This is a genomic window from Bacillus sp. FSL M8-0077, assembly GCF_038050255.1.
GTDB lineage: Bacteria > Bacillota > Bacilli > Bacillales > Bacillaceae > Bacillus > Bacillus altitudinis.
The window spans coordinates 527,137-553,504 of record NZ_JBBPAF010000001.1 but is presented as its reverse complement, the minus strand read 5'-3'; the positions used below and the strand labels follow the sequence as shown (position 1 = coordinate 553,504).

The 26,368-nt window shown below is 41.0% G+C and carries 23 protein-coding genes, 1 pseudogene and 2 riboswitches; of the genes and pseudogenes, 7 read left to right on the top strand and 17 right to left on the bottom strand.

The genetic code is table 11. The annotated features are described in order from the left end of the window. Positions 1-15: 15 nt before the first annotated feature. Positions 16-1,098 (bottom strand): D-alanine--D-alanine ligase, encoded by a 1,083-nt coding sequence (locus tag NST57_RS02605; protein WP_142154081.1) that lies wholly within the window; start codon positions 1,096-1,098, stop codon positions 16-18. 184 nt (positions 1,099-1,282) lie between these two features. Between NST57_RS02605 and NST57_RS02600 the strand changes: the two genes are divergently transcribed. Both NST57_RS02600 and fbpB read left to right on the top strand, forming a co-directional pair. Then, the gene (locus NST57_RS02600; protein WP_008346934.1) at positions 1,283-1,603 is read left to right on the top strand and encodes a thioredoxin family protein; all 321 of its coding nucleotides are present in this window, start codon (positions 1,283-1,285) and stop codon (positions 1,601-1,603) included. A 338-nt stretch (positions 1,604-1,941) separates the two neighbouring features. Next, positions 1,942-2,091, top strand: a complete 150-nt coding sequence (gene fbpB / locus NST57_RS02595) for a Fur-regulated basic protein FbpB (protein WP_142154079.1) — start codon at positions 1,942-1,944, stop codon at positions 2,089-2,091. Positions 2,092-2,190: 99 nt separating this feature from the next. On the opposite strand, the gene NST57_RS02590 is transcribed toward fbpB, so the two are convergent. The 8 genes from NST57_RS02590 to NST57_RS02555 all read right to left on the bottom strand — a co-directional run bounded on the left by NST57_RS02590 (position 2,191) and on the right by NST57_RS02555 (position 10,881). Further along, positions 2,191-2,526 (bottom strand): hypothetical protein, encoded by a 336-nt coding sequence (locus NST57_RS02590; RefSeq protein WP_142154077.1) that lies wholly within the window; start codon positions 2,524-2,526, stop codon positions 2,191-2,193. 117 nt (positions 2,527-2,643) lie between these two features. After that, positions 2,644-3,411: an ABC transporter permease gene (locus NST57_RS02585; protein ID WP_024720482.1), complete on the bottom strand. Its 768-nt coding sequence runs from the start codon at positions 3,409-3,411 to the stop codon at positions 2,644-2,646. After that, positions 3,389-4,315 (bottom strand): ABC transporter ATP-binding protein, encoded by a 927-nt coding sequence (locus NST57_RS02580; RefSeq protein ID WP_341297977.1) that lies wholly within the window; start codon positions 4,313-4,315, stop codon positions 3,389-3,391. Before NST57_RS02580 ends, NST57_RS02585 begins: the two co-directional genes overlap by 23 nt. A 124-nt stretch (positions 4,316-4,439) precedes the next feature. Further along, positions 4,440-5,681 carry a cation:dicarboxylate symporter family transporter gene (locus NST57_RS02575; protein ID WP_200831252.1) on the bottom strand — a complete coding sequence of 414 codons (1,242 nt, stop codon included), beginning with the start codon at positions 5,679-5,681 and terminating at the stop codon, positions 4,440-4,442. A gap of 77 nt (positions 5,682-5,758) precedes the next feature. Then, positions 5,759-5,892, bottom strand: a riboswitch (cyclic di-AMP (ydaO/yuaA leader). Positions 5,893-5,955: 63 nt separating this feature from the next. Beyond that, entirely contained in the window at positions 5,956-6,978 is a 1,023-nt protein-coding gene (locus tag NST57_RS02570) for an AI-2E family transporter (RefSeq protein ID WP_007496515.1), read from the bottom strand. A 209-nt stretch (positions 6,979-7,187) separates the two neighbouring features. Further along, complete coding sequence (gene dctP, locus NST57_RS02565; RefSeq protein ID WP_048001258.1) at positions 7,188-8,456, bottom strand: C4-dicarboxylate transporter DctP; 1,269 nt, start codon at positions 8,454-8,456, stop codon at positions 7,188-7,190. Between the two features lie 125 nt (positions 8,457-8,581). Further along, positions 8,582-9,265, bottom strand: a complete 684-nt coding sequence (locus NST57_RS02560) for a response regulator (protein WP_039166112.1) — start codon at positions 9,263-9,265, stop codon at positions 8,582-8,584. Beyond that, complete coding sequence (locus tag NST57_RS02555) at positions 9,262-10,881, bottom strand: ATP-binding protein (RefSeq protein ID WP_445818776.1); 1,620 nt, start codon at positions 10,879-10,881, stop codon at positions 9,262-9,264. The genes NST57_RS02560 and NST57_RS02555 overlap by 4 nt, the downstream gene beginning before the upstream one ends. 67 nt (positions 10,882-10,948) lie before the next feature. Between NST57_RS02555 and NST57_RS02550 the strand changes: the two genes are divergently transcribed. Further along, complete coding sequence (locus NST57_RS02550) at positions 10,949-12,046, top strand: TRAP transporter substrate-binding protein (RefSeq protein WP_007496523.1); 1,098 nt, start codon at positions 10,949-10,951, stop codon at positions 12,044-12,046. Between the two features lie 215 nt (positions 12,047-12,261). On the opposite strand, the gene NST57_RS02545 is transcribed toward NST57_RS02550, so the two are convergent. Next, positions 12,262-13,092 carry an EcsC family protein gene (locus tag NST57_RS02545; protein ID WP_024720476.1) on the bottom strand — a complete coding sequence of 277 codons (831 nt, stop codon included), beginning with the start codon at positions 13,090-13,092 and terminating at the stop codon, positions 12,262-12,264. 163 nt (positions 13,093-13,255) lie between these two features. On the opposite strand from NST57_RS02545, the gene NST57_RS02540 reads away from it, so the two are divergent. The 4 genes from NST57_RS02540 (at position 13,256) to NST57_RS02525 (ending at position 16,015) form a co-directional block, all read left to right on the top strand. Next, positions 13,256-13,516 carry a GlsB/YeaQ/YmgE family stress response membrane protein gene (locus NST57_RS02540; RefSeq protein ID WP_003214275.1) on the top strand — a complete coding sequence of 87 codons (261 nt, stop codon included), beginning with the start codon at positions 13,256-13,258 and terminating at the stop codon, positions 13,514-13,516. Between the two features lie 221 nt (positions 13,517-13,737). Further along, on the top strand, positions 13,738-15,015 hold the full coding sequence (locus NST57_RS02535) for an Nramp family divalent metal transporter (RefSeq protein WP_341297976.1): 1,278 nt from the start codon (positions 13,738-13,740) through the stop codon (positions 15,013-15,015). Positions 15,016-15,082: 67 nt separating this feature from the next. Next, complete coding sequence (locus tag NST57_RS02530) at positions 15,083-15,652, top strand: GNAT family N-acetyltransferase (protein WP_341297975.1); 570 nt, start codon at positions 15,083-15,085, stop codon at positions 15,650-15,652. 99 nt (positions 15,653-15,751) lie between these two features. Next, positions 15,752-16,015, top strand: a complete 264-nt coding sequence (locus NST57_RS02525) for a hypothetical protein (RefSeq protein WP_008346966.1) — start codon at positions 15,752-15,754, stop codon at positions 16,013-16,015. A gap of 347 nt (positions 16,016-16,362) precedes the next feature. Here the strand turns inward: NST57_RS02525 and NST57_RS02520 are convergent, their stop codons facing one another. The 7 genes and pseudogenes from NST57_RS02520 to NST57_RS02490 all read right to left on the bottom strand — a co-directional run bounded on the left by NST57_RS02520 (position 16,363) and on the right by NST57_RS02490 (position 26,364). Beyond that, on the bottom strand, positions 16,363-16,818 hold the full coding sequence (locus NST57_RS02520) for a hypothetical protein (protein ID WP_035704194.1): 456 nt from the start codon (positions 16,816-16,818) through the stop codon (positions 16,363-16,365). A 319-nt stretch (positions 16,819-17,137) separates the two neighbouring features. Then, positions 17,138-17,710, bottom strand: a pseudogene (locus tag NST57_RS02515) (pre-toxin TG domain-containing protein); the annotation flags it as partial. A gap of 476 nt (positions 17,711-18,186) precedes the next feature. Then, positions 18,187-18,486 carry a contact-dependent growth inhibition system immunity protein gene (locus NST57_RS02510; protein ID WP_142154061.1) on the bottom strand — a complete coding sequence of 100 codons (300 nt, stop codon included), beginning with the start codon at positions 18,484-18,486 and terminating at the stop codon, positions 18,187-18,189. A gap of 16 nt (positions 18,487-18,502) precedes the next feature. Beyond that, complete coding sequence (locus tag NST57_RS02505) at positions 18,503-20,104, bottom strand: ribonuclease YeeF family protein (RefSeq protein WP_445818775.1); 1,602 nt, start codon at positions 20,102-20,104, stop codon at positions 18,503-18,505. A gap of 232 nt (positions 20,105-20,336) precedes the next feature. Beyond that, on the bottom strand, positions 20,337-22,058 hold the full coding sequence (locus tag NST57_RS02500) for a pyruvate oxidase (protein WP_341297974.1): 1,722 nt from the start codon (positions 22,056-22,058) through the stop codon (positions 20,337-20,339). Between the two features lie 70 nt (positions 22,059-22,128). Next, positions 22,129-23,955 (bottom strand): APC family permease, encoded by a 1,827-nt coding sequence (locus tag NST57_RS02495; protein ID WP_341297973.1) that lies wholly within the window; start codon positions 23,953-23,955, stop codon positions 22,129-22,131. A gap of 113 nt (positions 23,956-24,068) precedes the next feature. Further along, a riboswitch (cyclic di-AMP (ydaO/yuaA leader) is annotated at positions 24,069-24,216 on the bottom strand. Positions 24,217-24,282: 66 nt separating this feature from the next. Then, positions 24,283-26,364 carry a cellulose biosynthesis cyclic di-GMP-binding regulatory protein BcsB gene (locus NST57_RS02490; RefSeq protein WP_341297972.1) on the bottom strand — a complete coding sequence of 694 codons (2,082 nt, stop codon included), beginning with the start codon at positions 26,362-26,364 and terminating at the stop codon, positions 24,283-24,285. Positions 26,365-26,368: the final 4 nt, after the last annotated feature.

The following is a 26,368-nucleotide window of genomic DNA, read 5'->3' as shown; positions in this document are numbered from 1 at the left end:
TGCTTGCTTCTTACATTAAAAAGTGGTTTTAATGGTTTGTTTTTCTTGATGGCGTTCAATTGCAAGTGACACCAGCTTCTCAATCAGCTCAGGATACTCTACACCAGTATGTTTCCAAAGCAGCGGGAACATACTAAAAGGTGTGAACCCTGGCATTGTATTCACTTCATTGATTAGCACTTCGCCTTCTTCTGTTAGGAAGAAATCTGCACGTACGAGGCCAGATCCATCAATGGCTTTAAATGCCTTAATGGCCATATCGTGAATCGTCTTGTACTCTTCCTCTGACACACTCGCAGGAATGATCAAATCTGTATCGCCATCTTCATATTTTGCTTTATAGTCATAAAAGTCTGTTTTAGGTGCAATTTCACCAACGACTGAGCATTTCGGCTCGTCATTTCCTAATACACCAATTTCGATTTCTCGCCCTACAACGCCTTCTTCCACAACAACACGACGATCATATTGGAAAGCCAACTCAAATGCTGTTTGAAGTTCTTCTTTGCTGCGGCATTTACTAATTCCGACACTTGACCCCATGTTGGCAGGTTTCACAAAACAAGGATACCCGAGTACTGCTTCTACCTGTTCTAGGCTGTCTGATATGGCTTTCTCATAATCCTTTTTATTGAAGGAAAGATGCTTTGCCTGCGCAAGCCCAGCTTGAGCAAACACATCTTTCATCATGACTTTATCCATACCCGCAGCAGACGCGAGAACGCCGTTACCGACATACGGGATATTCAATAGTTCAAGTAACCCTTGCATGGTCCCATCTTCACCATTTGGCCCATGCAGCAATGGAAAGACAACATCAATCTTTTCATCAGCTGATGCAGGCTGTGGAAACATGCTTTCATTTAAAGAAGTTGGTAAAAACGTCTTTGCATTTTGTTCAAATTGAAGCATTTTGACGTTTGATACTGGTTCAGTGAGTTTTTCTCCTCTTAGCCATTCGCCCTCTTCTGTAATATAAATTGGATGTATATCGAACTTCTCAGTGTTAAGTGCTTTTGTAACTGCAAGGGCTGTTTGCAGTGATACATTATGTTCGGCTGACTTTCCGCCGTAAACCAATCCTAAACTTATTTTCAATGGATACTCCCCCCACTAAAATTCATCTTTACTATCTTATCACTTTCAAGCAAAAATGCTCTAATTAATTTTTGTTGTTACGGAATTGAAATGATTTGTAAAGGTTGTAAGCGCCCCCCGAGCATTTGTATGTCATTCGCCTTTATTTTATATTAAAATGACATTGAAAAGGAGTTGTGACAAATTGAAAAAAATTACAAGCACTGAACAATTCAACGAAATCATTCAATCAGACAAAGAGGTCATTGTTAAATTCTTTGCGACATGGTGCCCTGATTGCACTAGAATGGACATGTTCATTCCAGACATTTTAGAGGCTTATGCTCAGAATGAATGGTTTGAAATAAACAAAGACGACTTTCCTGAGTTAGCGGAAACGTATCAGGTCATGGGAATTCCTAGCCTGTTAATTTTCAAAAATGGCGAAAAAACAGGCCATTTACACAGCGCTAACGCTAAATCACCTGAAGAAGTAACGGAGTTTCTTCAAGAACACGTTTCATAACTCATTTGAATGGAGACATCAGCAACTCATGCTGGTGTCTTTTTATATTTCCTTTTAAATCAAATCTCTTCATAAGACGAGATGTGCGGCTAAAATGTTTCAACATAGGCAGGAATGTTTGATCTGATTTCATGACAAGGTTTGACAGCGGATTATTTCCTGGGAAAGAATTCATCGTCGATATGGATGGGAATATGTCGGTTACGTGAATTTTCTGAATTGAATCTTTACTTATGACATTCTGCTTTGTATAATGGAGTTGCTAATTGAAAATGATTATCAATTTCATCTGTGTGAAATCTTATAGAGTCCATTCTACCAAAGGAGCGTTGAGTTACATGTCTAAGAAGAAAATCAAAACGTATCAGCAATTGATCGAAGAAAACAAGGAAGCAATCATGCAAGACCCTAAAATGATGGAAAGTATATACGAAACCATCGACAAAAAGCACCAGAAGCAGCTTGCCGCTTCTGGACGTGAATCATAAACACAAGAAGAGCAGTCAAACAGATGGCTGCTTTTTTATTTGCCTGAAGAAAGGAAAAAAGCCGATAAAATCTATTCTTCGATTTTATCGGCTTTTGTTTTAATGTGATTTCACTACACGGTCTTGTTTCATTCCTAAATAGATGAGCATATATGTCAGATAACCCATTGTCATCGTTAAACCACCGAAGAAGAATTGTGAAAACACGGGTTCTTCAAATGTCGTAACGGCAGCAAGCACGATCCAGCTCGCATATAAATAGACCATGAACCATTTCATGTTTCTTTTAAGTGTATACAGAAAGAAAAGACCCGCTAATGAAAAGATCCCTAGCGCTAGTCTGAAATAAACAAGATGATCAAACTGGAAGGCAAAAGACACAAACGAAAACGACAACAGCAGCAAAATAGGTAAAGCCGTAATAAAATTTTTCACGATAGTGCCACCTCCATGACTCTGTCTTATTATAAGACAAAATCAGCCGGATATCGTGAAACACAGACTCGTTTTCACAAAGATGTCACGAATTTTTCTTGTTATTTGACACAATTTTTACACATTTACATCACGCTTCCAAAAAAGGAGCCAAGCAGCACCAACAAAGAAAACAAAATGCGCTCCCACAATGAATAGCGAAAACAGAGGGCTCATGCCCTGAAAGAGCGGCGGACCTTGAAAGCTGTATTGTGTGAAGTCCGTATTAGCGAAAAGCAGAATCTTCCCCCACTGATTTTCTAACAGTGACATGATCGATACTAGTGATTTCGCCGCGTATAAGACGAAAAATGAAGTCACAAGTGCAATCAGACTATTTCTAAACAAACTAGAGCACAGAAAAGCAAAGCTTGCCATCATGACCACTTCCACCCACTGTGATCCAATCACAGCAAATGTGTGCAGAAATAACCGCCCAGTGCTTTCATCAAAATCAGTACCAAAGAAAATAAGGCCAAAAAGAAAAGCGAACACATAATAAAAAACAAACAGGTAAAGGACCATCAGCACAAGAGTGATGTATTTTGACAAGAAAATATGAAGCCTTGTCTTCGGCCTGATCAACAAGAACTTGATGGTTCTTTTTTGAAACTCTGTTGAGATCAATGTGGCGCCAATCACGACAGCGAACACTTGTAAAATAAACACAACATTCGTGGAATAAGCAAAATAGTTCGCGACTGTATCTTGCCCGCCAAGCCCGGAAATGACTCGTTTCAATGCTAGTGCCATCGTCAATTGAAAGACAACAATCAGTCCAAGTGCAATGAATGTGATCTTTTGTCTCGTGATTTTTTTATGTTCATTCTTGATGAGTTGAAGCATCTGTCGTCCCGCCTTCCGTCCATTTCATAAAGGCCTCTTCAATTGATTGTTTTTGAGGCGTCATTTCAAGTACATCAAATTCTGCTAAGACAAGCTGTTTATTCAGCTCCGGCACACGGTCTTTATTCAGTTGAACCAGCACATGCTGATCCCTTTGTTCATATGTGTATCCTTGCATATCTAGCCATGAAACTGCCTTTTCTACTGGCTGAATATTCATCAGCACCTGCTCTTTTCCTTCCATGTCGTGAAGGTTTGTATTGGCTTTGATCTGTCCTTTTTGAATGATGATCATGCGGTCACAAAGCTCTTCTACTTCATGCAATAGATGTGTAGCAAATAACACAGAGACACCTTCTTCTTGTACAAGCAGTTGCAAGTGCTCTCGAAACTCCTTCATTCCTGCGGGATCAAGCCCATTTGTTGGTTCATCTAAAATGAGCAGATTGGGCTTATGCAAAATTGCTTGTGCAATCCCGAGCCTTTGTTTCATCCCTAGTGAATACGTTTTGACCTTCTGATGAATGGCGTGCTCCAGACGGACTCTTTTTACCACTTCAAGAATGCGCTCCTCTGAAACTCCATCATGCATAGACGCATACAGTTCAAGGTTTTCAAAACCTGTTAAATATGAATAAAATTCCGGGTTTTCTATGATCGCCCCAACAGATGACATCGCCTTTAGATGATCATCATCTTGAGAATATCCATTCATGATGATCCGGCCTTTGTTTTTTTTCATCAAGCCAACAATCAATCGAATCAAGGTCGTTTTTCCAGACCCATTCGGTCCAAGTAAACCGACAATTTCTCCTTGTCTAATGTCCATCGAAATATGTTGCAAAATTTGATGCCGGCCAATTTGTTTATCGACGTTCTCTATGTGTAAAACAGCAGACTGCAAAGTGGTTCCTCCTTCTATGTAAAACCTATGGCGGCAGTTACGGCCGCTCATCCTGTAAAAAGTATATCACGCTAGACAAGCCGTTCCACGAAAAAAAAGGCTGATCCAGTCAGCCCTTTAAACATTACATTGATACCTGAGGTGATGATGCATCTTTCTCATGTTTTTTCTCAGTCTCTGTCACAATCACTGCACACGCTGCGTCACCTGTAATATTGACAACCGTTCTTGCCATATCTAATAAACGGTCTATCCCAAGGATCAGTCCAATGCCTTCAACAGGAAGGCCGACAGAATTTAGTACCATGGCCAGCATAATCAAGCCAACTCCAGGTACACCAGCAGTCCCGATACTGGCTAATACGGCGGTTAATACAACGGTAAGCATTTGTATGAGCGTTAGCTCCACACCAAACACTTGTGCAATAAAAATAGTTGCAACCCCTTGCATAATTGCTGTCCCATCCATATTGATCGTAGCGCCTAACGGCTGCACGAAACTAGAGATAGGCTCAGGTACTTTCAATTTCTTTTGAGCGGTTTCCATTGATACAGGGAGAACCGCACTACTGCTAGACGTACTAAAGGCTACGACCATCGCAGGTGAAAAATCTTTAAAGAATGTAAAAGGATTCCGTTTTGCAAATATCGCCAATGTGGAACCATAGGTGAGAAAGAAATGAACAAGCAGCGCTACTAGAACGACTGTAAAGTACAGCCCCATGGCTTTAATGGCATCAAGACCTTGGCTTCCAATAGCCGTTACAATTAAGCCGAATGTTCCATATGGAGCAAATTTCATGACCACGCCCACAAGGTACATCATGAGTTCATTGCCTTGTTCTAATATCCTGAGTAATCCTTCTGTTTTTTTACCTAGCACTGCAATTCCTAGTCCTAAGAAAACACAGAATACAATGATTTGCAGCATATTTCCTTCAACTAGAGATTGAACTGGATTTGATGGAATGATGTTTAATAATGTGTCAGTGGTTGATGGCGCTTCTTGAGGTTTGTATTCTGCCCCTTTTGTATCGAATGAACCAAAGGAACCTGGTTTAATCAATAAGGCTAAAGACATTGCAATGATAATAGCGAATGTTGTTGTCAGTAGAAAATAAGAGATGCTTTTTGCGCCGATTCTGCCAAGTTTTTTCGGATCGCCAAGGCCTGCTACACCAAGTGTGATCGAAAAGAAGACAATCGGTACAACTAACATTTTAATCAGGTTTAAGAAGATTTGACCTAGAGGTGTAAATAGATAAGGGTCTAACACTTTGAATACATTTGGAGCAAAAATGTTGAGCAGTAGTCCTGTGATTGCACCTACAATTAAAGCAATAATAATTTTCGTCGCAAGCTTCAATAAAATCTCCCCTTCCTCGTCAAAAAGGCCCACGAGAGAGTCTTCTCGTGGGCCTGCGTGTCCATACGTGTACCACTGTCTACTCTCTTCACGCTGATGAGGTTAGCTGACGGGTTAGGACGAAGAGATGTCCTTTTTTCTTAGATAAGAAAAATTCACCCCAAAAACTTGGGTCCCCCATTCCTTTAGAAGGATTAAGCGTGTGGTAATATGATATTTTCATACTATTTATACCTTATTTTTAGAAAATTGTAAACAGGTTCATATGATCTTTTTAATTACTTTCTTCCTTATTCGTGACCTCCAAAATATCTAAGATAAACACAAAGATTGGGATGCCGATAATCAGTCCCCAAATGCCAATATAGTGTTCAGAAAAGATCAGAACAATAAATGTGAAGAAAATAGGGAGCTCTGTTTTAGCTGACATGAGCTTCGGATTTAAGAAGTAGGCTTCAATGGCATGGATGATCACGATTACCAGCACAATATATAGGACGTACATTCCGCCTCCAAGTGTATACGCAATGATGCTGAGTGGAACGAGGGAGATGACCACACCCGCTACCGGAATTAAACCTAACAAGAAGACCATGACCGCTAATCCAAATAATTGCGGGAAGCCCATAATGCCAAGCGCAATTGTTGTTAAGACACAGTTAACTGTTGCAATGATGAACTGTGCTTCGAGCACCTTACCAAATGTTCTGGAAAATTTACGTCCAAAGAAGGCAATTTCATGATAGAACACGGAGATTTTACTCGTTTTGAACTTATTCATGAATTGAATGAGGCGTTCCTTTTCGAACAGGAAGAACATGCTTAATATTAAGGACATAATGACCTGGATACTGAACGTGCTGAAATCTGTTAAGTATGTATAGAGGAAATTAAACCCTTTCTCGAAGAAAGAAGATATTTTGAAATCTCCGAACACATTGGTGACGACGTCAAAGAAGGGTAAATCTTGTGGATGATCTGCAATCTTTTTCCCTAAATGGAATAACTGCTCCACCTGTTTAGCGATGATGGGCACAAACACAAATCCGCCAAACGTCAATCCACCAGCCAGAAGGATGTACAAAATGGTGATGACTGATTTCTGTCCTATTTTCAGGAAGCGATTTAAAAAGCCTCTTATGACCTCTTCTAACCGGTTCATTAAAAAGGTGAAAATGAAGGTCAGGAGGATTAAATTCATCATTCCTCTTAATAGATATAATGCTGTGGCTAATACTACAAATACTGAAAACCTCTTGACACCAGGTTTTTCGAACAATTTAAAAAATGCCGCCATACGTTACACACCTGCCAGGACTAAAGTCTATTTTTCGTTGGATCTCATATTCATTATATCGGATCTTTCTGTAAATTATATAACAAAAGGTCAATGAGGTCTTACGATTCGTCCTAAATTTATCAAGCTTTCATGTTTTTTTTTTTTTACACAAGAAAAAACCGAACCCCATGTAGAACATAAGGTTTCGGTTTTTGGATGTTTTTATACTAAACAGCCTGCTTGATATTTCGCATTTCCTGAAGCGCTGTTTTACTCTTCGCTTCGTCAAATTCCCCTTCACTTTTCGCTACAACAATTGTAGCAATTCCATTTCCAATCAGGTTCGTAATCGCTCTTCCTTCACTCATGAAACGGTCGACCCCTAATAGCAGTGCAAGACCTTCTAGCGGGATAACCTGAAGTGCAGCAAGTGTAGAAGCCAGCACGATAAATCCGCTTCCTGTGACTCCAGCTGCTCCCTTTGATGTGAGCATCAAAACAAGGATAATGGTGATCTGCTGTCCGATGGATAAGTCCACCCCAAACACTTGCGCTAAGAAGACCACGGCCATGGACAAGTAGATTGAGGTTCCATCTAAGTTAAAGGAATAGCCTGTCGGAATGACAAGTCCAACGACCGACTTAGAGCACCCGTAGCGTTCCATTTTATCCATCATTCTTGGCAGGACCGATTCTGACGAACTTGTGCCAAGAACAATTAAAATTTCATCTTTGATAAAACGGAGATAACCTAACAGGCTGAAGCCATACATTTTACAAATGATGTTCAGCACGACGAAAATAAACAAGAACATCGTCATATAAACGGATAGCATCAGACTTGCCAGTGGTTTAATTGAAGCTAAACCGAAGTGTCCGATGGTATAAGCCATTGCTCCAAATGCCCCTAATGGCGCGGCACGCATGATGTAACCAATGATTTTGAAGAAGACAAGCGACAGCTTATCAAGCCATTCGATGATGCCTTTCCCCTTCTCGCCAAGTGCAGCGAGCGCAACACCGAATAAAATAGAGAAGAATAAGACCTGTAAAATATCTCCCTTTGCAAAGGCATCTACCATGTTAGATGGCACAATGTGTGTGACAAACTCCATCCAGTCGATACCCTGTCCCCCATTTTGGGTATATTGCGAGACATCCCCTTTTTCAAGCTTACTATAGTCAAGACCCGCTCCTGGCTTCATGATATTGACCACAAACAGTCCGATGACAAGCGCAAGCGTCGTCACAACTTCAAAATAGATAAAAGCTTTTCCCCCAACTTTTCCAACCTTTTTCATGTCCCCCATCTTGGCAATTCCAAGAACAATGGTTAAGAAAATAATGGGTGCAATGACCATTTTCACTGCATTAATAAATGTGTCACCAAGCGGCTTCATTTCTTTCCCGACGTTTGGCCAAACCATCCCAACAATGATCCCGATAATGACAGCTGCAATGACCTGAAATGTCAGGTTCTTCAATAGCCTCTTCATAAAAAAATCAACTCCCTCACCCTTTGATGTAAACGCTTAACTGCTATCTGTAGATAAATGATAGCGATTTCATCAAAGGCTGTGAAGCTTATGGACATATCGTACATTTTGGTCTTTTTGGTCTCTTAGTCAGAATGTACGATATATTTGTTCACAGGGCGTCCGACCCCGCCATATTGCATATCTAATTTCAGCTCGCCTTCTTTTACAAGGAAGTCTAAATAACGGCGTGCCGTGACACGTGCAATCCCAAGTGCATTGGCGACTTCCTCTGCAGACTGCGCTCCTTCTTGCAGACGCATATAGGCTTTAATTTCATTCATCGTATGCACATTCAGCCCCTTAGGAAGCCATGTCTCTTCCTGCTTAACTGCAGGCTTTCGTATGATATCATCGAGCATCTCTTGAGAAAATTCTGCTGCGGTACGAATTTTTGATTTGAACGCTTTATAGCTTTCAAGAGATTCTTTCATCCGTTCAAACTTAAATGGCTTAATGATATAATCTCGGGCACCATTTTGAAGCATGGTACCGATCGTCTCTTTGTCCTTTGCTGCCGAAATCACAATCACATCCACCTGCATCTTTTGCTTTCTGATGTCTTGTAGTGTTTTGACGCCATCTTTTTTTGGCATATACACATCGAGCACCACAAGATCAGGCCGAATGTCTTTGATCAGCTGGATGCCCTGCTCGCCATTTCCTGCTACAGCCGCAACTTGAAAGCCAGGGACACTCTTAATGAACTCTTTATTGACTTCTTGCACCATCGGGTCATCTTCAATTAATAGCACCTTAATCTGAGTCATCTGTCTCTCTCCTCTATTGTCATTGGGAATTCGATTGAGAAGGTGGTACCAATGCCGATGCTTGATGTGACTTCTACATTTCCCATTCCTTTGTCGATAATCGTTTTTACAATATACAGCCCGTAGCCTGTTCCGCCTTCTTTACCGTGAGTAAAGCCTTTGTCGAAAATATGAGGAATCATGTCCTCTTCTATTCCAGAGCCATAATCTTCAATTAAGATCGCGAGGACATCCTCTGTTTGATCAATACTAATAGAAATGAGTTTTGTGTCTCTTTCTACAGTATCATACGCAGCAAAGGCGTTCTCGATCAGGTTGCCAAGCAGCTTCGTCATATCATGCTGATCCAGCCGCTCTGGGAAATCGAGCAGACTGCTATTTTCATCTACTTCAACCTTTATGCCTAGCTCCTTGCCCCTTCTAATTTTGCTCATCAATAAACCTGCAACTGCATCATGCTGTATCACACGGTGGAGAAAGTCCGTCACATGCTCCTGCTCTTCGGTCGTTTGAAACGCTAAATCGAGTGCTTGATCGGCTTTCCCCAGCTGAATTAATCCCGCAATTGTATGAAGTTTATTCATATGTTCATGATTTTGCACCCGCAGGCCATCAACGAAGTTCTTCACCCCGGTTAATTCCTCCGCCAATTTGGCCGCCTCTGTCCGGTCCTGAAAAATCGCAACCGCTCCGATGATTTTCTTTTTCATCACAATCGGAATTCGGCTGCTCATGATCCGCTTTCCGCTCATATGAATTTCTTCATTGTAGACGGGTTCTGCGCGGTTAATGATTTCTGGAAGCCTTGTATCTGACAGCACATCCCAAATATTTCGGCCCACTACATCACCTGTCACGCTGAAAATTTGCTTTGCTTTTTCATTAAAAATGGTGATCATGTGCTGGTTATCAATGGCAATGACCCCTTCATTAATGGAATGAAAGGTAGCGGTGCGTTCCTCTAGCATTCTGACAATCTCATGCGGCTCCAGCTTAAACATTTGCTGTTTAATATGACGGGCGAGCAAAAATGAACCGACAAGCCCAAAGCTGAGCGTGAGCAGAAGAATCATGAGGATATCCTGCTTCATTTCTCCTAATATATCTGCCATACTCGGCAGTGTTCTTCCGACTAGTACAACCCCTGTTTGGTTAAATTTTTCATCCTTTACTGGATAAAAAGCTCTAATGGCTGTGCCAAGCTCTCCCTGTGCTTCTGAGAAATAGATATGCTCTGCAAAGGCAGGTTCTTCATCTGTCCCCTCAGAGCGCTGGCCAATCCTTGTTTTCACCGGATGTGTCAATCGCACGTGATCCATATCCATGACAACAATGTAGTCAGCATCTTGGATAATCCGAATCTCTTCAATGGCATGCTGCAACCGCGCACGCTCCTTTGTCTGATCATCCAATGCCTGCTTTACCTCATTCATCTCAGCTACTGTTCTTGCCGTGTTCATGAGCCTTTTTCGAAGTTCTCGTTCCTCTGTTTGCTGAATTCCCCCGACCAGAACAATTCCTCCGATTAAAAGGGCAAAAATGACAACGAAATATGTGAGGATGGTGAGCTTCCATCTAATAGATAATTGTTGTAATTTCAGTCGATTTCTCATCATTTTTTCACCTGTATCTTTACGAATTCTTCCTCTGTCAAGTATCCTTGACATAAGGGGGATCTGACGCATGAAGAATTTACTCGCCTATACGCTATTGCTCATCATCGGTTTTGTAACCGCTTTATACTTTGGCTTTTATCATATGATGCCTAAATCAGCGACGACCTTCGACGATGAACAGACAGGGCTGAAGGATCAGCTTGTGTTCAAATTCAGCCATGTTGTCGCAGATAATACCCCAAAAGGGCTGGCTGCAAAGAAATTTGCTGAGCTTGTTCACGAAAAATCCGATGGCAGGATCAGCATTCAAATCTTTTCAAACGGGAGTCTTTATTCTGATATCGAAGAAATTAATGCACTAAAAGAGAATCAAGTTCAATTTATTGCTCCGTCTACGTCAAAGCTCGGCATGCTGTCCCCTGAATGGCTGGCACTTGATCTGCCCTTTGCCTTTTCTAACTACGATGCTGTCCAAGAAGGGTTACATGGTGCGATTGGACAGAGACTGTTCGGCACACTGCAAAAAGACGGACTAAAGGGAATGGCCTACTGGACAAATGGCTTTAAGCAAATCACTTCGAATAAAGGCCCTATCAAGCAGCCAGGCGATTTAAAAAACCAATCTCTCCGTATTATGCAAAGTGACATGATTGAAAAGCAATTCAAGCTTCTTGGCGCAAAACCCTATCAGGAATCGTTTAATTCAACGTTTCAGCTGCTAGAAACAAAAAAAGTAGACGGTGAAGAAAATACAATTTCAAATATTTATTCAAAAAAATTCTATCATATACAAGACTATATGACGATCAGTAATCACGGGTATTTAGGGTATGTCGTCTTAACGGATCAATCCTTTTTTGATCGTCAGACACCTGAGACGAAACGAATTTTACTCGAAGCGATGGAAGAAACAACGGCATGGAACGAAAAACATGCCGAACAGATGAACAAGGATCAGCTGGAGGATATTAAACGCGAATCTCCAATTGCGATACACGAATTAACACCAGCAGAGCGGCAAAAATGGATGAAGGCGCTCGATCCTTTATATGATGAAGCAGAAAGGATCATAGGTTCCACCTTGATCAAACAAATCCGCGAGCTCCGGGCACGCTATGAATATTCTCCGATTCAAGCGTTTGAAGAAGATGCTGAGACGAAATAAAAAAAACCCTTCGAGAAAGGGATTTTTACTGTTGAAAAAGGGCTAAAATGCACTCAATTTTAGCCCTTTGTCTTCTTTTTAGCGTGATAGAAAACCTTCAGTCTAGGAAGGGCGAGTACTGGCGCAGAGCGAACATTCGTGAGCACCGGAACGCACGACTGACAACGAATGCGAGGGTTTGTCTACACGCTGAAATCCCTTTAGAAAGGGATTTTTTATGCGCCTGAGTCACGCTGTTCTTGCTGAGCGAGCTCCTCTAATCTTGTTAATATTCTGCGCTTTCGATATTGCATGATGCCTGTTTCAGCAATTCCTTTTAACTGTGAGCGATTGGACGCTGCACCAAACAAAATCCCCGCAATTGGGACTAGCTGAAACAGCTTCTTCCAGCCAAACGAATCACGGTAGTTATATACGACCTCACGCCATCCTTGAATTTGAGAGATCATGTTTTCGTGCTTCCCTTCTGATGCATGATAGCTCTTCAGCTCTTTTAATATTGATTTTTTCCCAACAACGTCAGCAGAATTCAGCTGTAAACATTTAATGATAAAGACTCGTTCTTCTTTATTTTTCGGATCATAGCCATAGGTGACGGCGATATCCTGTAATGTTTTTAAAGAGAGACCGAGGACAGCCGGAATATCTGCCGCTAATGTAAACATACCTCCGACACCTGTTGTCGCACCTTGGACAGTGGCGAGGTTTGTTCGGTTTTTCCCCATCTGATCACTAATGGCATCCATGACCTCGATCGGAGCCGCCTCAATATCTTCAATACGCTGAATCGATTCATCGGCACATTTCTTTTGAAATTGATGAATAATGCCTTTCTCTGACGTCAAATAGACACCGCCTGATTGAATGTAGTGCCCCATCTCATCTAATAACACACCGATTTTCTTTTGAATAAAGGCAGGGGTCAGCTTGTCCAGCATTTGAAATGGAAGCCGGCTGAGTTTCTCCCAAAACCATACCTTTTGCTGGTCTTTCTCCCATTTTTCAATCTCTTTTAATTGCGCTTTTAGCCACTCTCTTTCCTCCATGCCATTTGCCTCCTTAGATGCCGTTCAAGTATATGTCTGTTATTATACACAATCCTTGTCCATCATACGTATCGAACATTGAAGCGGTTCCGAAAGGTTTTAATCTCTTTTAAAACGGTTATTGCTTAGTAAACAATAAACAAACAAAAGAGGAGTGATCAACATGTTAGGATTTTTGATTTCATTAGTTGTGGCGATAGTCATTGGTCTCATTGGGAGTGCACTCGCTGGTGGAAGTGTACCAGGAGGCTGGATCGGTTCAATGATTGCCGGGCTTGCAGGTGCTTGGATTGGTCATGGATTACTTGGAACATGGGGTCCTAGTCTAGCAGGATTTGCGATCATTCCAGCAATCTTAGGCGCAGCGATCTTTGTCATCATCTTAAGCCTGATCTTCCGTAGTGTGGGATCAAGGGTTTCATAAAAAAACAAATAACAGAGTAAGCAGTAGGGACACCGTCTAAAAGGCGGTGTTTTTTATGTTTTGATTGACAAGGTATCTATTTTTTTCACTTACATAAGATAAACAAACCTATTAGTTCAGATAGTTGACTTTTCATGAAGATGGGCATATGATGATTAAAAATTGCATCGAGGAAACTTTTTGTGCCAAAGCAAAACTTTGTAGAATCTAGGTGATGACATATGACAAACAAATACATCGAAGCACAGGCCCACATGTCAGTGGCAGCGGAGCGTGCACTTGAAGGAAAGGTGAAAGGATTTAGAAGACTCCTTCCTTTTCTCGGGCCTGCTTTTATCGCAGCCATTGCATATATTGATCCAGGAAACTTTGCGACCAACATTGCGGCTGGCTCGAAATATGGCTACCTTCTGTTATGGGTCATTCTCATATCCAATCTCATGGCCTTACTCATCCAGTCTTTGTCTGCAAAACTTGGAATCGCAACAGGGAAAAATTTACCTGAAATTGCTCGAGAAGAGTTTCCAAAACCAGTCTCGATTGGTTTATGGATTCAGGGCGAACTCGTCATTATCGCCACAGATTTAGCCGAATTTATCGGGGCTGCACTTGGTTTATACTTACTCTTTCGTATCCCGCTTCTTGAAGCATCGATTATTGCAGCGATCGGTTCTTTTGCCATTTTAGAGCTCCAAAGACGAGGTTATCGAGCATTAGAAGCAGGAATTACCGGTATGCTGTTTGTTGTCGTGATTGCTTTCGCTGTACAAACCTTTGTCGCGAAACCTGATCTTGCAAGTGTCGCCGGTGGACTGTTCATTCCAAGGTTTGAAGGGGCAGACAGCGTACTGCTAGCCGCTGGTATTTTAGGCGCTACGGTGATGCCGCATGCGATCTATCTCCATTCAGCCTTAACGCAAAGAAGAGTCGTCGGCAGAACGGAAAAAGAGAAAAAGCTGATTTTTCGTTTTGAGTTTTTAGACATCCTCATTGCAATGATCGTTGCTGGCGCCATCAATGCCAGCATGTTGATTGTAGCTGCGGCTTTATTTTTTAAAAATGGTCTTTTTGTTGAGGATTTGGATGTAGCATTTCAGCATTTTGGAACTCTCGCAGGTCCTGTGTCAGCGATCTTATTTGGTGTAGGTCTGCTTGTAGCCGGACTTTCCAGCTCCTCTGTCGGTACACTGTCAGGCGATATTATTATGCAGGGGTTTATTCAGTACCGAATTCCGCTCTATGTCCGCCGGCTGATTACCATCATTCCGCCTATTGCGATCATTGCATCTGGGGTCAATCCGACATCTGCGCTTGTGATGAGTCAAGTGGTCTTATCATTTGGCATTGCGTTTGCTTTAATTCCGCTCATTTTGTTTACAAGTAAAAAACGAATTATGGGCGATTTGACGAATGCTCGCTGGGTGACAGGAATATCTTGGGTGATAGCAGCTCTTGTTGTCGCACTTAATCTGTTTTTAATTGTGGATACGTTTATGTAAAAGACAGTGATCATGCTGTCTTTTATATCGGGTTGTGGTAGAATTTCCCTTGAGAGGATGTGATCACATGTTTTTTTATCAGGATCAAGATCTATCCATGCGGCTGCTTGAACCAAGAGACGCGAGAAGTCTGTATCTGCTCATCCAACGCTCAAGAGAGCACTTACGTGAATGGATGCTATGGGTGGATTCGACGCAGACAGAAGAAGACAGCATGGCGTTTATTCAAGGTGCCATGCAGCAAGCTTTGCAAAACAATGGTTTTCAGGCTGGAATCTGGTCACATGGAGAACTCGTCGGTATCATTGGCACCCACCAGATTCATTGGATTAACCGGACGGTTTCCATTGGGTATTGGCTCGGGGAAGGCTATCAAGGAAAAGGCATCATGACAAAAGCATGCAAAGCGGTCATTCACTATTTATTTGAAGAGTGCGGTCTGCACCGCATTGAAATAAGGGCCGCTGTTGATAATCAAAAAAGCAGGCGCATCGCAGAGCGTTTATCTTTTTCACTGGAAGGCATATTAAGACAATGTGAATGGCTGGGCGACCACTTTGCCGATCACTGTGTGTACGCACTTTTACAGCCTGAATATACGAAAGAAAAAACGAATTCGATCAATCAGCCCACTTAATTGTGTCGATTGCATGAACTATTTTACAAAGTGAAGCTTTGTAGTATCCGTTGTGATTGGCATCTGATAAAATAGAAGGAAAAAATCGAGGTATGATGTATGTCTCTTATTATTTTATTTTACTTATGGATTGTCCCTTTATTATTTGGCATTTTCTTCTCATTCCTAACAAAGAAAGCCACATACAAACGCCGCTTTGTCCCATCATATAGCATGGCAGGACTCAGCATCGTATTTCTCATTCTGGCACTCGTCTTTTCAGCCAGTCATTTTCTATTCATTTGCGGTATGTTCCTATTTGCCACAACACTTGTCGGCACAGGCATCCCGTTATTTTTAGCCTTTACCAAAACACCTTCATAAACAAAACCACCTTTTCGCGATGGAAAGGTGGTTTCTTTTTTACTGCTGAGGCATTCGGAAGGGTTTATCGCAGGCAGTGATTCTTGGGTTAAGACGCTCGGCAAGTATGACTCAAATGATCGAGCGTCAGAGATCCTTCAAGACATTGTGAAAGTAATTGAAAAAAACCCAAATGGTACGATGACCTATACAATCTTTTTACCAGTTACTGTGACTTCGTGAACATTAACGAAACTTTGTTCGTTTTGTGTGAAAATCCATAGCATGGTTTATTCCCCTTTTTTTGTGGTGGTTTATTAGCCTCGTTTTTAAGATACATTTATACTCAACAACGTATTGAAATTCTCTCACTTATTCAGGTTATGAACCAGGTGTTTCTCAATTTCCACATCATTACCATAAACTTCAAAGTAAGAAAAATCGAATGCTCTAATTTCAATATCTGCTAAAGAGTGTTGGATGCCCTCATCTTCTTCTGTTTCAGGCATTGAATTCAAATCCCATTCAATCTGTAAACCTTTTTGAAATCCTATAAAGACACCTGATTCAAATTGAACAACTTGTCTTACACTATCTATTAATTGGTCTGTTGACATTACACTCAAATCTTGGCTTGGGAATAGCTCAAAAAGAGAAGAATGAGTCGAACCAAACACATCAAATACATACCATTGATAATCCTGTTTAAATTCCTTAATACACAAAAGAATCTCAGCAAGTTGATCACCTAAGCAAGATAATTCATCGTTAAAATATTCCATACCTCTTATTTTTAATAGAAACGCTGATTCCTTTACACCCATTCAAATCTCCTCCAAATTATTCTTTAAAACTCCATGATCCATCCTTAAAGACCGCAAGATGAGAGTGTGGATTTGTGTGATCACCTCTACCATGATCCGTCCAATCTGTTCTTTGTATCGGCGTACCATCTTTTCCCCATTCGAGGGTTTGAATGTACCCCTCTTTACGCCCTTTCCTATAACCAATTTGCGTATGAGGAAACTGTGAATCTGGTTTATGAACCGTTCCATTGATTAACTTCCCATTCTCGTATTTTGGCAGACTCGCATTTTTACCATTTATATCTTTCGGGATATATTTGGGCTTTTTAATGGAATCTAAATTACTTTTAACTCCCTTCGCCCCAAACGGCAAAAGCATCCCCAGCGCCGCATTCATACTGGCTTCCTGCTGTTCTTTCGAGATCTTATTTCCAAACATATCTCGACCCGTAATCGCTTCGCTGAAGCCGTTTGTTGCGGTGAGTCCATATAAGCCTTTTTGAGATGTTTTTAGGGCGTCAAAAGACTTCTGTGATGTCTTGTAAATGTCGACGGCTTTGACTGCGGCGGACGTGGCTTGAGTCGTTTTATAGACGGCTTTTCCGCCTTTGAAAATACGGCCCGCCCATCCGACGATCGGGATGTATCCTGCTGCTGCCATGCCGCCTGCGGCGACTCGCTGTCCTGCGGTGAGTTCTTCACCTGTGATCGGATCGACACCTGTTGCGGCACGTTTTGCATCGTTCACGCCTGTCAGTTCATTGACGATATTTCCTCCGTAATCAAGAGCTTTTTCATACCACGGACGGTTGGCTAGTGCTTCTTGTTCCTTTGCGATCTTGCGGGCTTCTTCTTGATCTTTTTTGACTTTTAGATATTCAGAAGTGTGCTTCTCAATAGTGCTCAATGCGTTCGTTTTGCTTGTCTCTATCATACGATGATCCACTCAGGAAAAAAATCCCCATTTTATCGGTTTTTTCTCGGTATGAAGGCCAATAAACACAAAAACCTTGAAAGGCATATAGCCAGTCAAAGTATGATAACAATAACATTATATTTAGAAGTAACAACTACTTCACCTACTGATTTATCTGAGAGAATATCATAATTGTTTTATATTTCTTTCTAATACAATAAGGCTATTTTAAAGTAACTCCACTCCAACTTGTTTATAAAATTTAACTTTTAACCTCTCTTCTTCGTCCACGTTCATTACCATAGCTTTTTCATCTTTAATATTCGTTTTGCTTGTCTTAAGCATACAATGATTCACACAGGAAAAAAGGTCCCCATTTTATCCCCCTTTTTGTCGGCTTTTTCTCGGTATGAAGGCCAATATACACAAAATGATCCTTGAAAGGCATTGGCCGATCAAGGATCATTTTGTTACTTCACTTTCACTGCTTCTTTCATTTCCTCTATTATTTTATTAAACCACTGTATAGGGTTTAATGAGATCGCCGGAAAATAGATTTCTGCATTATTTTCGATAAAACTTTCTTTTTCTTCAATTGTTAAAGTACCATTCAAAAAATCCTGACAATCCTTTATAGTAGATAGCAGACATTCTTTAGTAGCTTCATGAATAAACTCCTCTAACGCTTCTTCTGGTGAATCGATATCCTGATGAAATGTCCCACCTAAAAAATCTTCTAACTCCTCTAAATAACTGTAACCCTCATTCATTTTATCATCCTTCTTTCTATTTAACAGGGTATCCTGTTAAAATAAAACCACCATTCTCATCTTTTTTCAGTATAATTTTTGCATTTGTAACATTCTCAACTACTTCTGAATTTCTCGAAACACTTCTTCCAATTACCTCTCCATCACCCTTATATTTTAATGGTAATGTAGGTCTACTGTTGGGGTCGGATAACCACTTTTGTATTTTATCAACACTCTTAGGATCACCCAGAACTGAATCAGCAACTCTTTCTGCTGTCATTCTATCGTTAAAAGTAGAAGAACCCGTGATTTTAGGATTACTTTTCAGCCTTTCTAATAGTTCTTCATCTGTTTTCCCAACATGCCTCTCTATTAAGTGCCCACCTCTGGATTCATGTGTAGCTAATCCATTACCTGGAGATAAAGGATTTTTCTCACCTTTCTTGATTCCCATCTTACCATGAAACCCTTTTGCACCAAACGGTAAAAGCATCCCCAGAGCCGCATTCATACTCGCTTCCTGCTGTTCTTTCGAGACTTTATTTCCAAACATGTCTCGACCCGTAATCGCTTCGCTGAAGCCGTTGGTCGCAGTAAGACCGTATAAGCCTTTTTGTGATGTTTTCAACGCATCGAAAGACTTCTGTGAGGTCTTGTAAATGTCGACTGCTCTGACTGCGGCGGACGTGGCTTGAGTCGTTTTATAGACGGCTTTTCCGCCTTTGAAAATACGTCCTGCCCAGCCGACAATCGGGATGTAGCCTGCTGCTGCCATGCCACCTGCGGCGACTCGCTGTCCTGCGGTGAGTTCTTCACCTGTGATCGGATCAACGCCCGTTGCGGCACGTTTTGCATCGTTCACGCCTGTCAATTCATTTACAATATTCCCGCCATAATCAAGTGCTTTTTCATACCACGGACGGTTGGCGAGCGCTTCTTGTTCCTTTGCGATCTTGCGAGCTTCTTCTTGATCATTTTTGATTTTCAGATATTCAGAAGTTTGCTTCTCAATATCGTTTTTTGCCTTGTAGATTTCGCTAATTTGATACGCTTTCTTGTCAAAATTCATAGGCGAAATGGATTTTCCATCATTTGTCGCATTCATCATTTCTGCGTACAATGCCATTGTAGCCTGCTGCTCCGTCTCTGACAAAGCATATTCATCTTTTAGATTTTGATCAAGCTCTCTTAGGTCTTTCACTGTCTTTTTTCGCTCGTCTTCCGCATCTTCTATTTTTTCATCAAAAGTTTGGCTATCAAATACTTCTAGTGAAATGAGGTCGTCGATGTCTTGAAAAATGGTTTTGAGAGCATTTTTTTGATCCTTTACAATACTTTTGGCATTTTTGATTCCCATATGTACAGCGTTGTCTAAAAAGTGTTCTTCTACAAAGGTATCGCCGCCAAAGTTTGTATCATCAAGCGTTCCAGAAACACCTTCATGAAAGGCTTTTTGCTTATCAATAAAGCTGATGAACATGTCCACATTTCCGGCGAGTTCTTTGTAGAAACTTTTAATGTTATCGGCACCTTTTCCAGTAAAGTCATCACCTAGATTCGCCACGCCCTGTAGCGCTTTTTTTAAATCAACCATTTCTTCACGGAGTGCCTGATAGTGTTTCGCCCTTGTATCCATGGCACTGGCTAGTGCTTTTGCATCAAGTATCTTACCCAGAAAAATCCACTCCCTCCATTATTGATCATAAAGTCTATTTTACCTTTCTCATCGAATTGGAAAAATAGGCTTTAAGTTACAAAAATCCATTCTGGATATTTTTATACAAAAGAAAACAAGTGACAATTGAAATGTTTTTCCTTGTTCAACAAAAAAGTCAGTCCCCCTAATTGGAGGACCGACTACCTGCTGTTTAGAAAAAGCGTTTGAGGCTTTTCTTGAGTGGAGGGATATCCAGCTCACCTTTTTCAAAGAATTTTTTCAATAAATATTTACTAAAGCCTGCTGCTTGTGTGTACGTGATTTTACCAGGTAACGGTGGTTCATTGGTCACCGCAACATCAATGATCACAGGTTTCTCAGCTTGAAGTGCTTGATCAAAGGCTGGTGCTAGTTCTTCATGTGATGACACCGAGATTCCTTTACCACCGCATGCTTCTGCAAATTTTGCAAAATCAATATCTTCCAGCTCTATACCATAGTTGATGTTGCCTTTTACCTGTTGTTCATATTCAATCATACCAAGGTTGTTGTTGTTTAAGATCACAACGACAATTGGCAGTTTATATTTTACCGCCGTCACAAAATCTTGCATCACCATTGTGAAGCCTCCGTCACCACAGACAGCAATAGTTTGGCGGTTTGGTTCGTTTAATTTAGCTGATATTGCGCCAGGTAAACCACAGCCCATTGTGGCAAGCCAGCTGGAAATAATGAAATCCTGCTGCTTCATTTCGAAATGACGTGCCATCCATACCGTCACATTACCGACATCAACTGAAAGAATGGCATCATCATCGACCGCTTCTTCTAATCTAGCGATGACTTGCTGCGGTTTAAGCGGTGATGTGGCAATAGATTTTTCCTTATCCATTTCTTCTCGCCACTTCATCATATGCTCTGTACAAGCTTCAAGGAAACCGCGCTGCTCTTTATATTCAATATAAGAGGTTAGTTCATGAAGACCATTTTTACTGTCACTTACAATCCCCACTTCTACTGGATATCTTTTACCGATCTGATCCGGTTTGATATCCAATTGAATGGCAGGTGTGTCTTCCGGTAAGTAATCCCTATATGGGAAGGAGGTTCCAAGCATGATTAATAAATCGCACTCTTCCATCGCTTCATATGCAGGCTTCGTCCCGATCTGACCTAGGTTCCCTAAAAAGTATGGATGCCTGTCTGGAACAACACCTTTTGCAGGAAGTGTAATGACGATCGGTGCAGCTGCCTTTTCTGCAAACGAAAGAAGTTCTTCTTTAGCATTTCTTAATCCTTTTCCTGCTAAGATGACTGGCTTCTTCGCATTGTTAATGAGTTGAGCAGCCTTTAGCAGTTGATCTTTCTTGGGCCGCACGTCTCCCTCTACGTAAAGAGGAGATGTATAAACAGGACTCCGCTTAATTTTCTGAGAAAATAAATCATCTGAGACAGTGAGAACCGCCACCCCTTTATGGGTATAAGCAGCTTTGATGGCTTGATTCAATAAGTCAGGCAGAGCTTCTGCTGTTTGTACTTGCTGATTAAAGACAGCAACATCGTCAAACATCCGCTCTAATTTGATTTCTTGAAATGCATCTCTGCCTACTTCAGTTGAGGCAACCTGCCCTGCAATCGCTAATACAGGTGCACCATCCGCTTTTGCATCGTATAGTCCATTTAATAAGTGGACAGCACCTGGCCCAGCAATTGATAAACAAACACCAAGTTTGCCTGTTAGTTTCGCATCAGCTGCTGCTGAAAGTGCTGCCACTTCTTCATGTCTTGTTTGTATAAATTGAATTTTGCTTGATTCATGCCTTAGTTCTTCGATTAATTCGTTAATACTGTCGCCGGGCATTCCATAAATATGTTTCACGCCCCACTCTTCCAGTAGCGCTGTTACTTCTTTTCCTGCGGTTCTTTGCGGCATGTGAGAAAACTCCTTTTTTCTTACTCCATACCACCGCACCCTTTTGATCAAACGTTTCAACTTGCTCTTGCTACTTTTTAAAGTGATATGGAAGAGTGGCGACAACAATATCCCGTTTCCATAATAAACGGAATCTTAATAAGAAAGCAGATTGATTGTGCAAAATGGTGTGCCATCTTTTTTTCGGAATAAATTGAGGGACGAGCACCATCACTCTATATTGATGTGCATTTGCTTTCGCTTCAATCGTTTCAAGAAATTTATCAAGCGGGTGAATGAGACTTCGATAAGACGAATGTAAAATCACAAGACGCACATCACTATTCAGCTTTTCCCAATCAGCTTCAATTTTCTTGTCTTTCTCTTTATCAAACGATACATGAACCGCTACGACCTGGTCTGATAAGGATTTTGCATATTGCACAGATTGTTCGACGACACGTGTGACACCTGCTATTGGGACGATGACCACATTTCCTTTGATTTCGACAGGCTCGGTTTCATTCAATAAACGTAATTGTTCTCCAACAGACAGATAATGTTTCTTAATAGAATGAAAAATAAATAGAACAATTGGCATGAAAACAAATACTGGCCATACAAGATGGAACTTGGTCAAAATGAGAATCATGAAAACCGTAAATGAAATAAGTGCTCCCACGATATTGATAGGCATTTTCACTTTCCATCCCTGTGGTTTTTCACGAATCCACTTTACACACATACCTGTCTGAGACAAGGTAAATGGAATAAACACACCGACAGCATAAAGTGGAATGAGGTGTTCTGTTTTCCCATCAAATAGCCAAATGAGCAGCATAGAAGCTACACCTAAAAAGATAATGCCATTGGAATAACCGAGCCGATCTCCTCTCACTGTAAACATGCGCGGCATATATTTATCTTTTGCTAAGTTGACAGCCAATAATGGAAAAGCTGAAAAGCCTGTGTTTGCCGCTAATATTAAAATTAAAGCTGTGACAGCCTGAATGACATAGTAGAAAAATGTCCGTCCAAATGTGTCTGATGCAATCTGTGACACAACCGTTTCTTCTGGCTTTGGTGAGATGCCAAAACCAAACGCAAGCAATGTCACTCCTACAAATAGAACGGCCAGTAATCCCCCCATCATCAATAAAGTTCTCGCTGCATTTTGTGCGGCTGGTTTTTTAAAGGATGGAATTGTATTAGAAATCGCTTCAACACCTGTTAAAGCAGAACAGCCAGACGAAAATGCCTTTAATAAAAGAAATAACGTGATGCCTGATACATGTGTGCCAAATGCTGTATGTTCAGGTGCTGGCGGCACTTGCCCTGTTAATAGTTTAAACCCGCCCACTCCAATTAAAATGAGCAATGAAAAGACAAATAGGTACACAGGATAAGCCAAAATAGATGCCGACTCTGTCAGTCCACGAAGGTTTAACACCATAATCACTAGAACTAATACGATTGAAATCATGACATGATATGGATATAGAGCTGGAAAAGCCGATGTGATCGCATCGGTCCCAGCAGAAATGCTCACTGCTACGGTTAAAATGTAATCGACGAGTAATGATCCACCAGCAACCAGCCCTGGTTTTTCACCTAAGTTTCTGCTGGAGACGACATACGCCCCGCCGCCTTCTGGATAAGCATAAATAATCTGGCGGTAAGATAGAATTAACGCCATTAAAAGAATTAATACACAACCTGCAATCGGGAGTGAGTACCAAAACGCTGCCGCACTGACAACTGATAGAACAATCAAGATTTGTTCTGTACCGTATGCGACTGACGACAATGCGTCTGATGACAATAATGCCAAAGCTTTGATTTTTGATAGTTTTTGTTCTCCTGCTGCCTGTGATTTTAATGGTTTACCAATTAAAATACGCTTCATCAAACTGTACATGTGTTGCCCGCTCCTTTAGTGTCAAACGATTTGAGTTGCAAAATTTTGGATCGCCAAAAAGACACAGAGGCAATAGAATGCCCCTGTGCCTATTGTTTAGATCACAGGTTGGTCTTTGCTCTCTTTAACGCTTACGAGGTTAGCTGACGGATTCGGGCGCATGAGATTTTGCCCTACCTTAAAAGGATTCACCCCACGTGGTGTTTTATACCACCACAATTGGTTCCCCCGCTCATCGAAATGATTCAGCGATTGGTCTTTTATAAAAGAGATCATACTCCCGTTTGACACCAAAGTAAAGAGATTTTTTCAAGGTCTTTTGATCGTTTAGAACTCAGTCTTTTTACGGTTTTTTCGTACGAAATAGACAATCATCACAAGCACAAAAAGGATGAGTGCAGCGATACACGCAAAGTAAATCCAAGACTCGCTGCTGCTTTGTTTTTCACTTGTTTTCAGACTGCTCGATGTGCTGCTGACGGATTGATGATTAGAAAACATGCCTTTGTTTTTACTCTCTATTGCAACTGTTGCTTTTTCTGTATTTGTTTGAAGAAATTGCATCACTTCATTTGACACGTTAGCTTCAGCTGCAGTCATTCCTGAAAAGACTGTCATTGTCTGTTCTTTATTCCAAACAGATGGCTGTGTCCATACAATTCGAGCCGTTGTTTCGTTGATCATGCCGAAAGAAGATACATCATACTGATCCTTTTTCACCGGAACAACGAGATCGGCTGCGTTTTCTTTCAGAAGAGAGAATGTTTGAATGCCTCCGATGAAAATGAGAGGGTGATTTTTCAATTGTTCATTTGTGACTTGAGAAGCTTTCATTAAATGATATTGAGCTACTTCTGGCTGACTAAAAGATTCCGTCAACATGGTCATTTGATTGATTGTTTCACGTTTGATTTGATCTGGTATGATGATCAATGTATTTTTCGAAGTGAACGGGAGCGGCCATGCGGCTAAATCTGGCTTTTCACTCATTGTTCCTTCTGGTATTTGAAGAGAGCTATTTTTGTCAATGAATATCCAGCCTTCTTCATCCGTATGTCTGCAGGATTCCATGTTTTTAAAACCACTTGTGACAAATTGCAAATCAATATATTCATTTTTTTGAAGTATCTTTGAATCTACTGGAATCGAGACATGATAGAATCCATTCGCATCTTTGTTGCCTAGTTTTGTTAAGGGTACGTCGTGCGGTTCGTCATTGATCATAACAGTTAACCGTTCTGTTTTGCTTGCTGCTGTATCAGATTTTTTGAATGAAAGATTGAGCTTTGCACCTGATTTTTGGTTAGCCAGTAGCGCTTTCGGATAATAGTAGTGGTCGGATGCCGTCTTGTTGGTCCCAACCGTGACATCATCTCCGCCAAAATCTTTCAAAGGAATCTTGTGAGATGGTTTAGACGTTTGAGCTGCAGTCTTTTGAATCAGTAAGTCCGTTCCAGTCAGTTGACCCGTTAATTCTGACTGAGTCAGAACATTGATTTTTTCAGCAATTGTCACAGGTTTTTCCGCTGTCACAAATAAAATGGGCTGTTCTGTTTTCTTTGCTGTCAAAGTTCTCATCGCTAACGTAAGATGACTGCTTTTTGTTTTAATTCCTGCAGCTTGTTCAATCGTTTTCAATCGTCCATCCCAGCTTCCTTTAGCTCCCACAGCAATCGTTGGGTGCGTCACTTGCTTGATGTCCTTTTCTTGGATAAGTTTGATCTCTTTTTGGCGATCTTTGTTTTTCAACGTACGGTATACTTTGATGGCTGCTTCTAATTCAGCTGCATCCGGTGAATTAGGAATGACAATGTCTGTCTGTTCTTTCTGATCACCTGTTTGAATAAAAGGTGATGGAAAGCTATCTAATGTGAAATCTTTCGTCTTGATTCCTTTGAATGTAAGTTCACTTTCAGGATACACTTTTAGCCAATTAGCAGGTGTCTCTTGGTTGATACACACGCCTTCTTTTAAGACACCATAAAATGTGACCTGAATGCGGTGAGTACCTTTTTTCAATTGTGCTTTGTTCAACTTGATTTGAATCGACTTCTTCTGGTTTTTCCCTGATACAGGGATGGTCTTTTCGATCTCTCCATCAATCATAACAGTGAATGAAGAAGGTGAAATCAATAATGGTGAAGCCTCTATATTTAACGTCAATGTGCTTGACTCTGTTTTTTCCTGATCCACTTGATAGGTAAATTCAGTGCGGTCTTCTTGTCCATCTAAGGTCACTACGTCTTCTGATAGATGCTGCGTTTTTGTTTTGCTTTCTTTTGAAGAATGAACCCAATCATCTTTCACTTGAACTCGGTTGGATTGCGCCATTGCTTGACCTGCCATGAAAAAAGGCTGGATCGCTAAGGATAATCCTAATATATAAATCAACCATTTTAACGATTTCAATATG

Bases quoted from the DNA above. Each gene is read 5' to 3' on its own strand.
- NST57_RS02525 (WP_008346966.1), top strand. From the start codon at position 15,752: ATGTCTCTTATTATTTTATTTTACTTATGGATTGTCCCTTTATTATTT.
- NST57_RS02585 (WP_024720482.1), bottom strand. From the start codon at position 3,411: ATGCTTCAACTCATCAAGAATGAACATAAAAAAATCACGAGACAAAAG.
- NST57_RS02550 (WP_007496523.1), top strand. From the start codon at position 10,949: ATGAAGAATTTACTCGCCTATACGCTATTGCTCATCATCGGTTTTGTA.
- NST57_RS02500 (WP_341297974.1), bottom strand. From the start codon at position 22,058: ATGCCGCAAAGAACCGCAGGAAAAGAAGTAACAGCGCTACTGGAAGAG.
- NST57_RS02520 (WP_035704194.1), bottom strand. From the start codon at position 16,818: ATGGGTGTAAAGGAATCAGCGTTTCTATTAAAAATAAGAGGTATGGAA.
- NST57_RS02505 (WP_445818775.1), bottom strand. From the start codon at position 20,104: ATGGATACAAGGGCGAAACACTATCAGGCACTCCGTGAAGAAATGGTT.
- NST57_RS02555 (WP_445818776.1), bottom strand. From the start codon at position 10,881: ATGATGAGAAATCGACTGAAATTACAACAATTATCTATTAGATGGAAG.
- NST57_RS02540 (WP_003214275.1), top strand. From the start codon at position 13,256: ATGTTAGGATTTTTGATTTCATTAGTTGTGGCGATAGTCATTGGTCTC.
- NST57_RS02545 (WP_024720476.1), bottom strand. From the start codon at position 13,092: ATGGAGGAAAGAGAGTGGCTAAAAGCGCAATTAAAAGAGATTGAAAAA.
- NST57_RS02495 (WP_341297973.1), bottom strand. From the start codon at position 23,955: ATGTACAGTTTGATGAAGCGTATTTTAATTGGTAAACCATTAAAATCA.
- NST57_RS02570 (WP_007496515.1), bottom strand. From the start codon at position 6,978: ATGGCGGCATTTTTTAAATTGTTCGAAAAACCTGGTGTCAAGAGGTTT.
- NST57_RS02510 (WP_142154061.1), bottom strand. From the start codon at position 18,486: ATGAATGAGGGTTACAGTTATTTAGAGGAGTTAGAAGATTTTTTAGGT.
- dctP (WP_048001258.1), bottom strand. From the start codon at position 8,456: ATGAAGAGGCTATTGAAGAACCTGACATTTCAGGTCATTGCAGCTGTC.
- fbpB (WP_142154079.1), top strand. From the start codon at position 1,942: ATGTCTAAGAAGAAAATCAAAACGTATCAGCAATTGATCGAAGAAAAC.
- NST57_RS02530 (WP_341297975.1), top strand. From the start codon at position 15,083: ATGTTTTTTTATCAGGATCAAGATCTATCCATGCGGCTGCTTGAACCA.
- NST57_RS02560 (WP_039166112.1), bottom strand. From the start codon at position 9,265: ATGACTCAGATTAAGGTGCTATTAATTGAAGATGACCCGATGGTGCAA.
- NST57_RS02535 (WP_341297976.1), top strand. From the start codon at position 13,738: ATGACAAACAAATACATCGAAGCACAGGCCCACATGTCAGTGGCAGCG.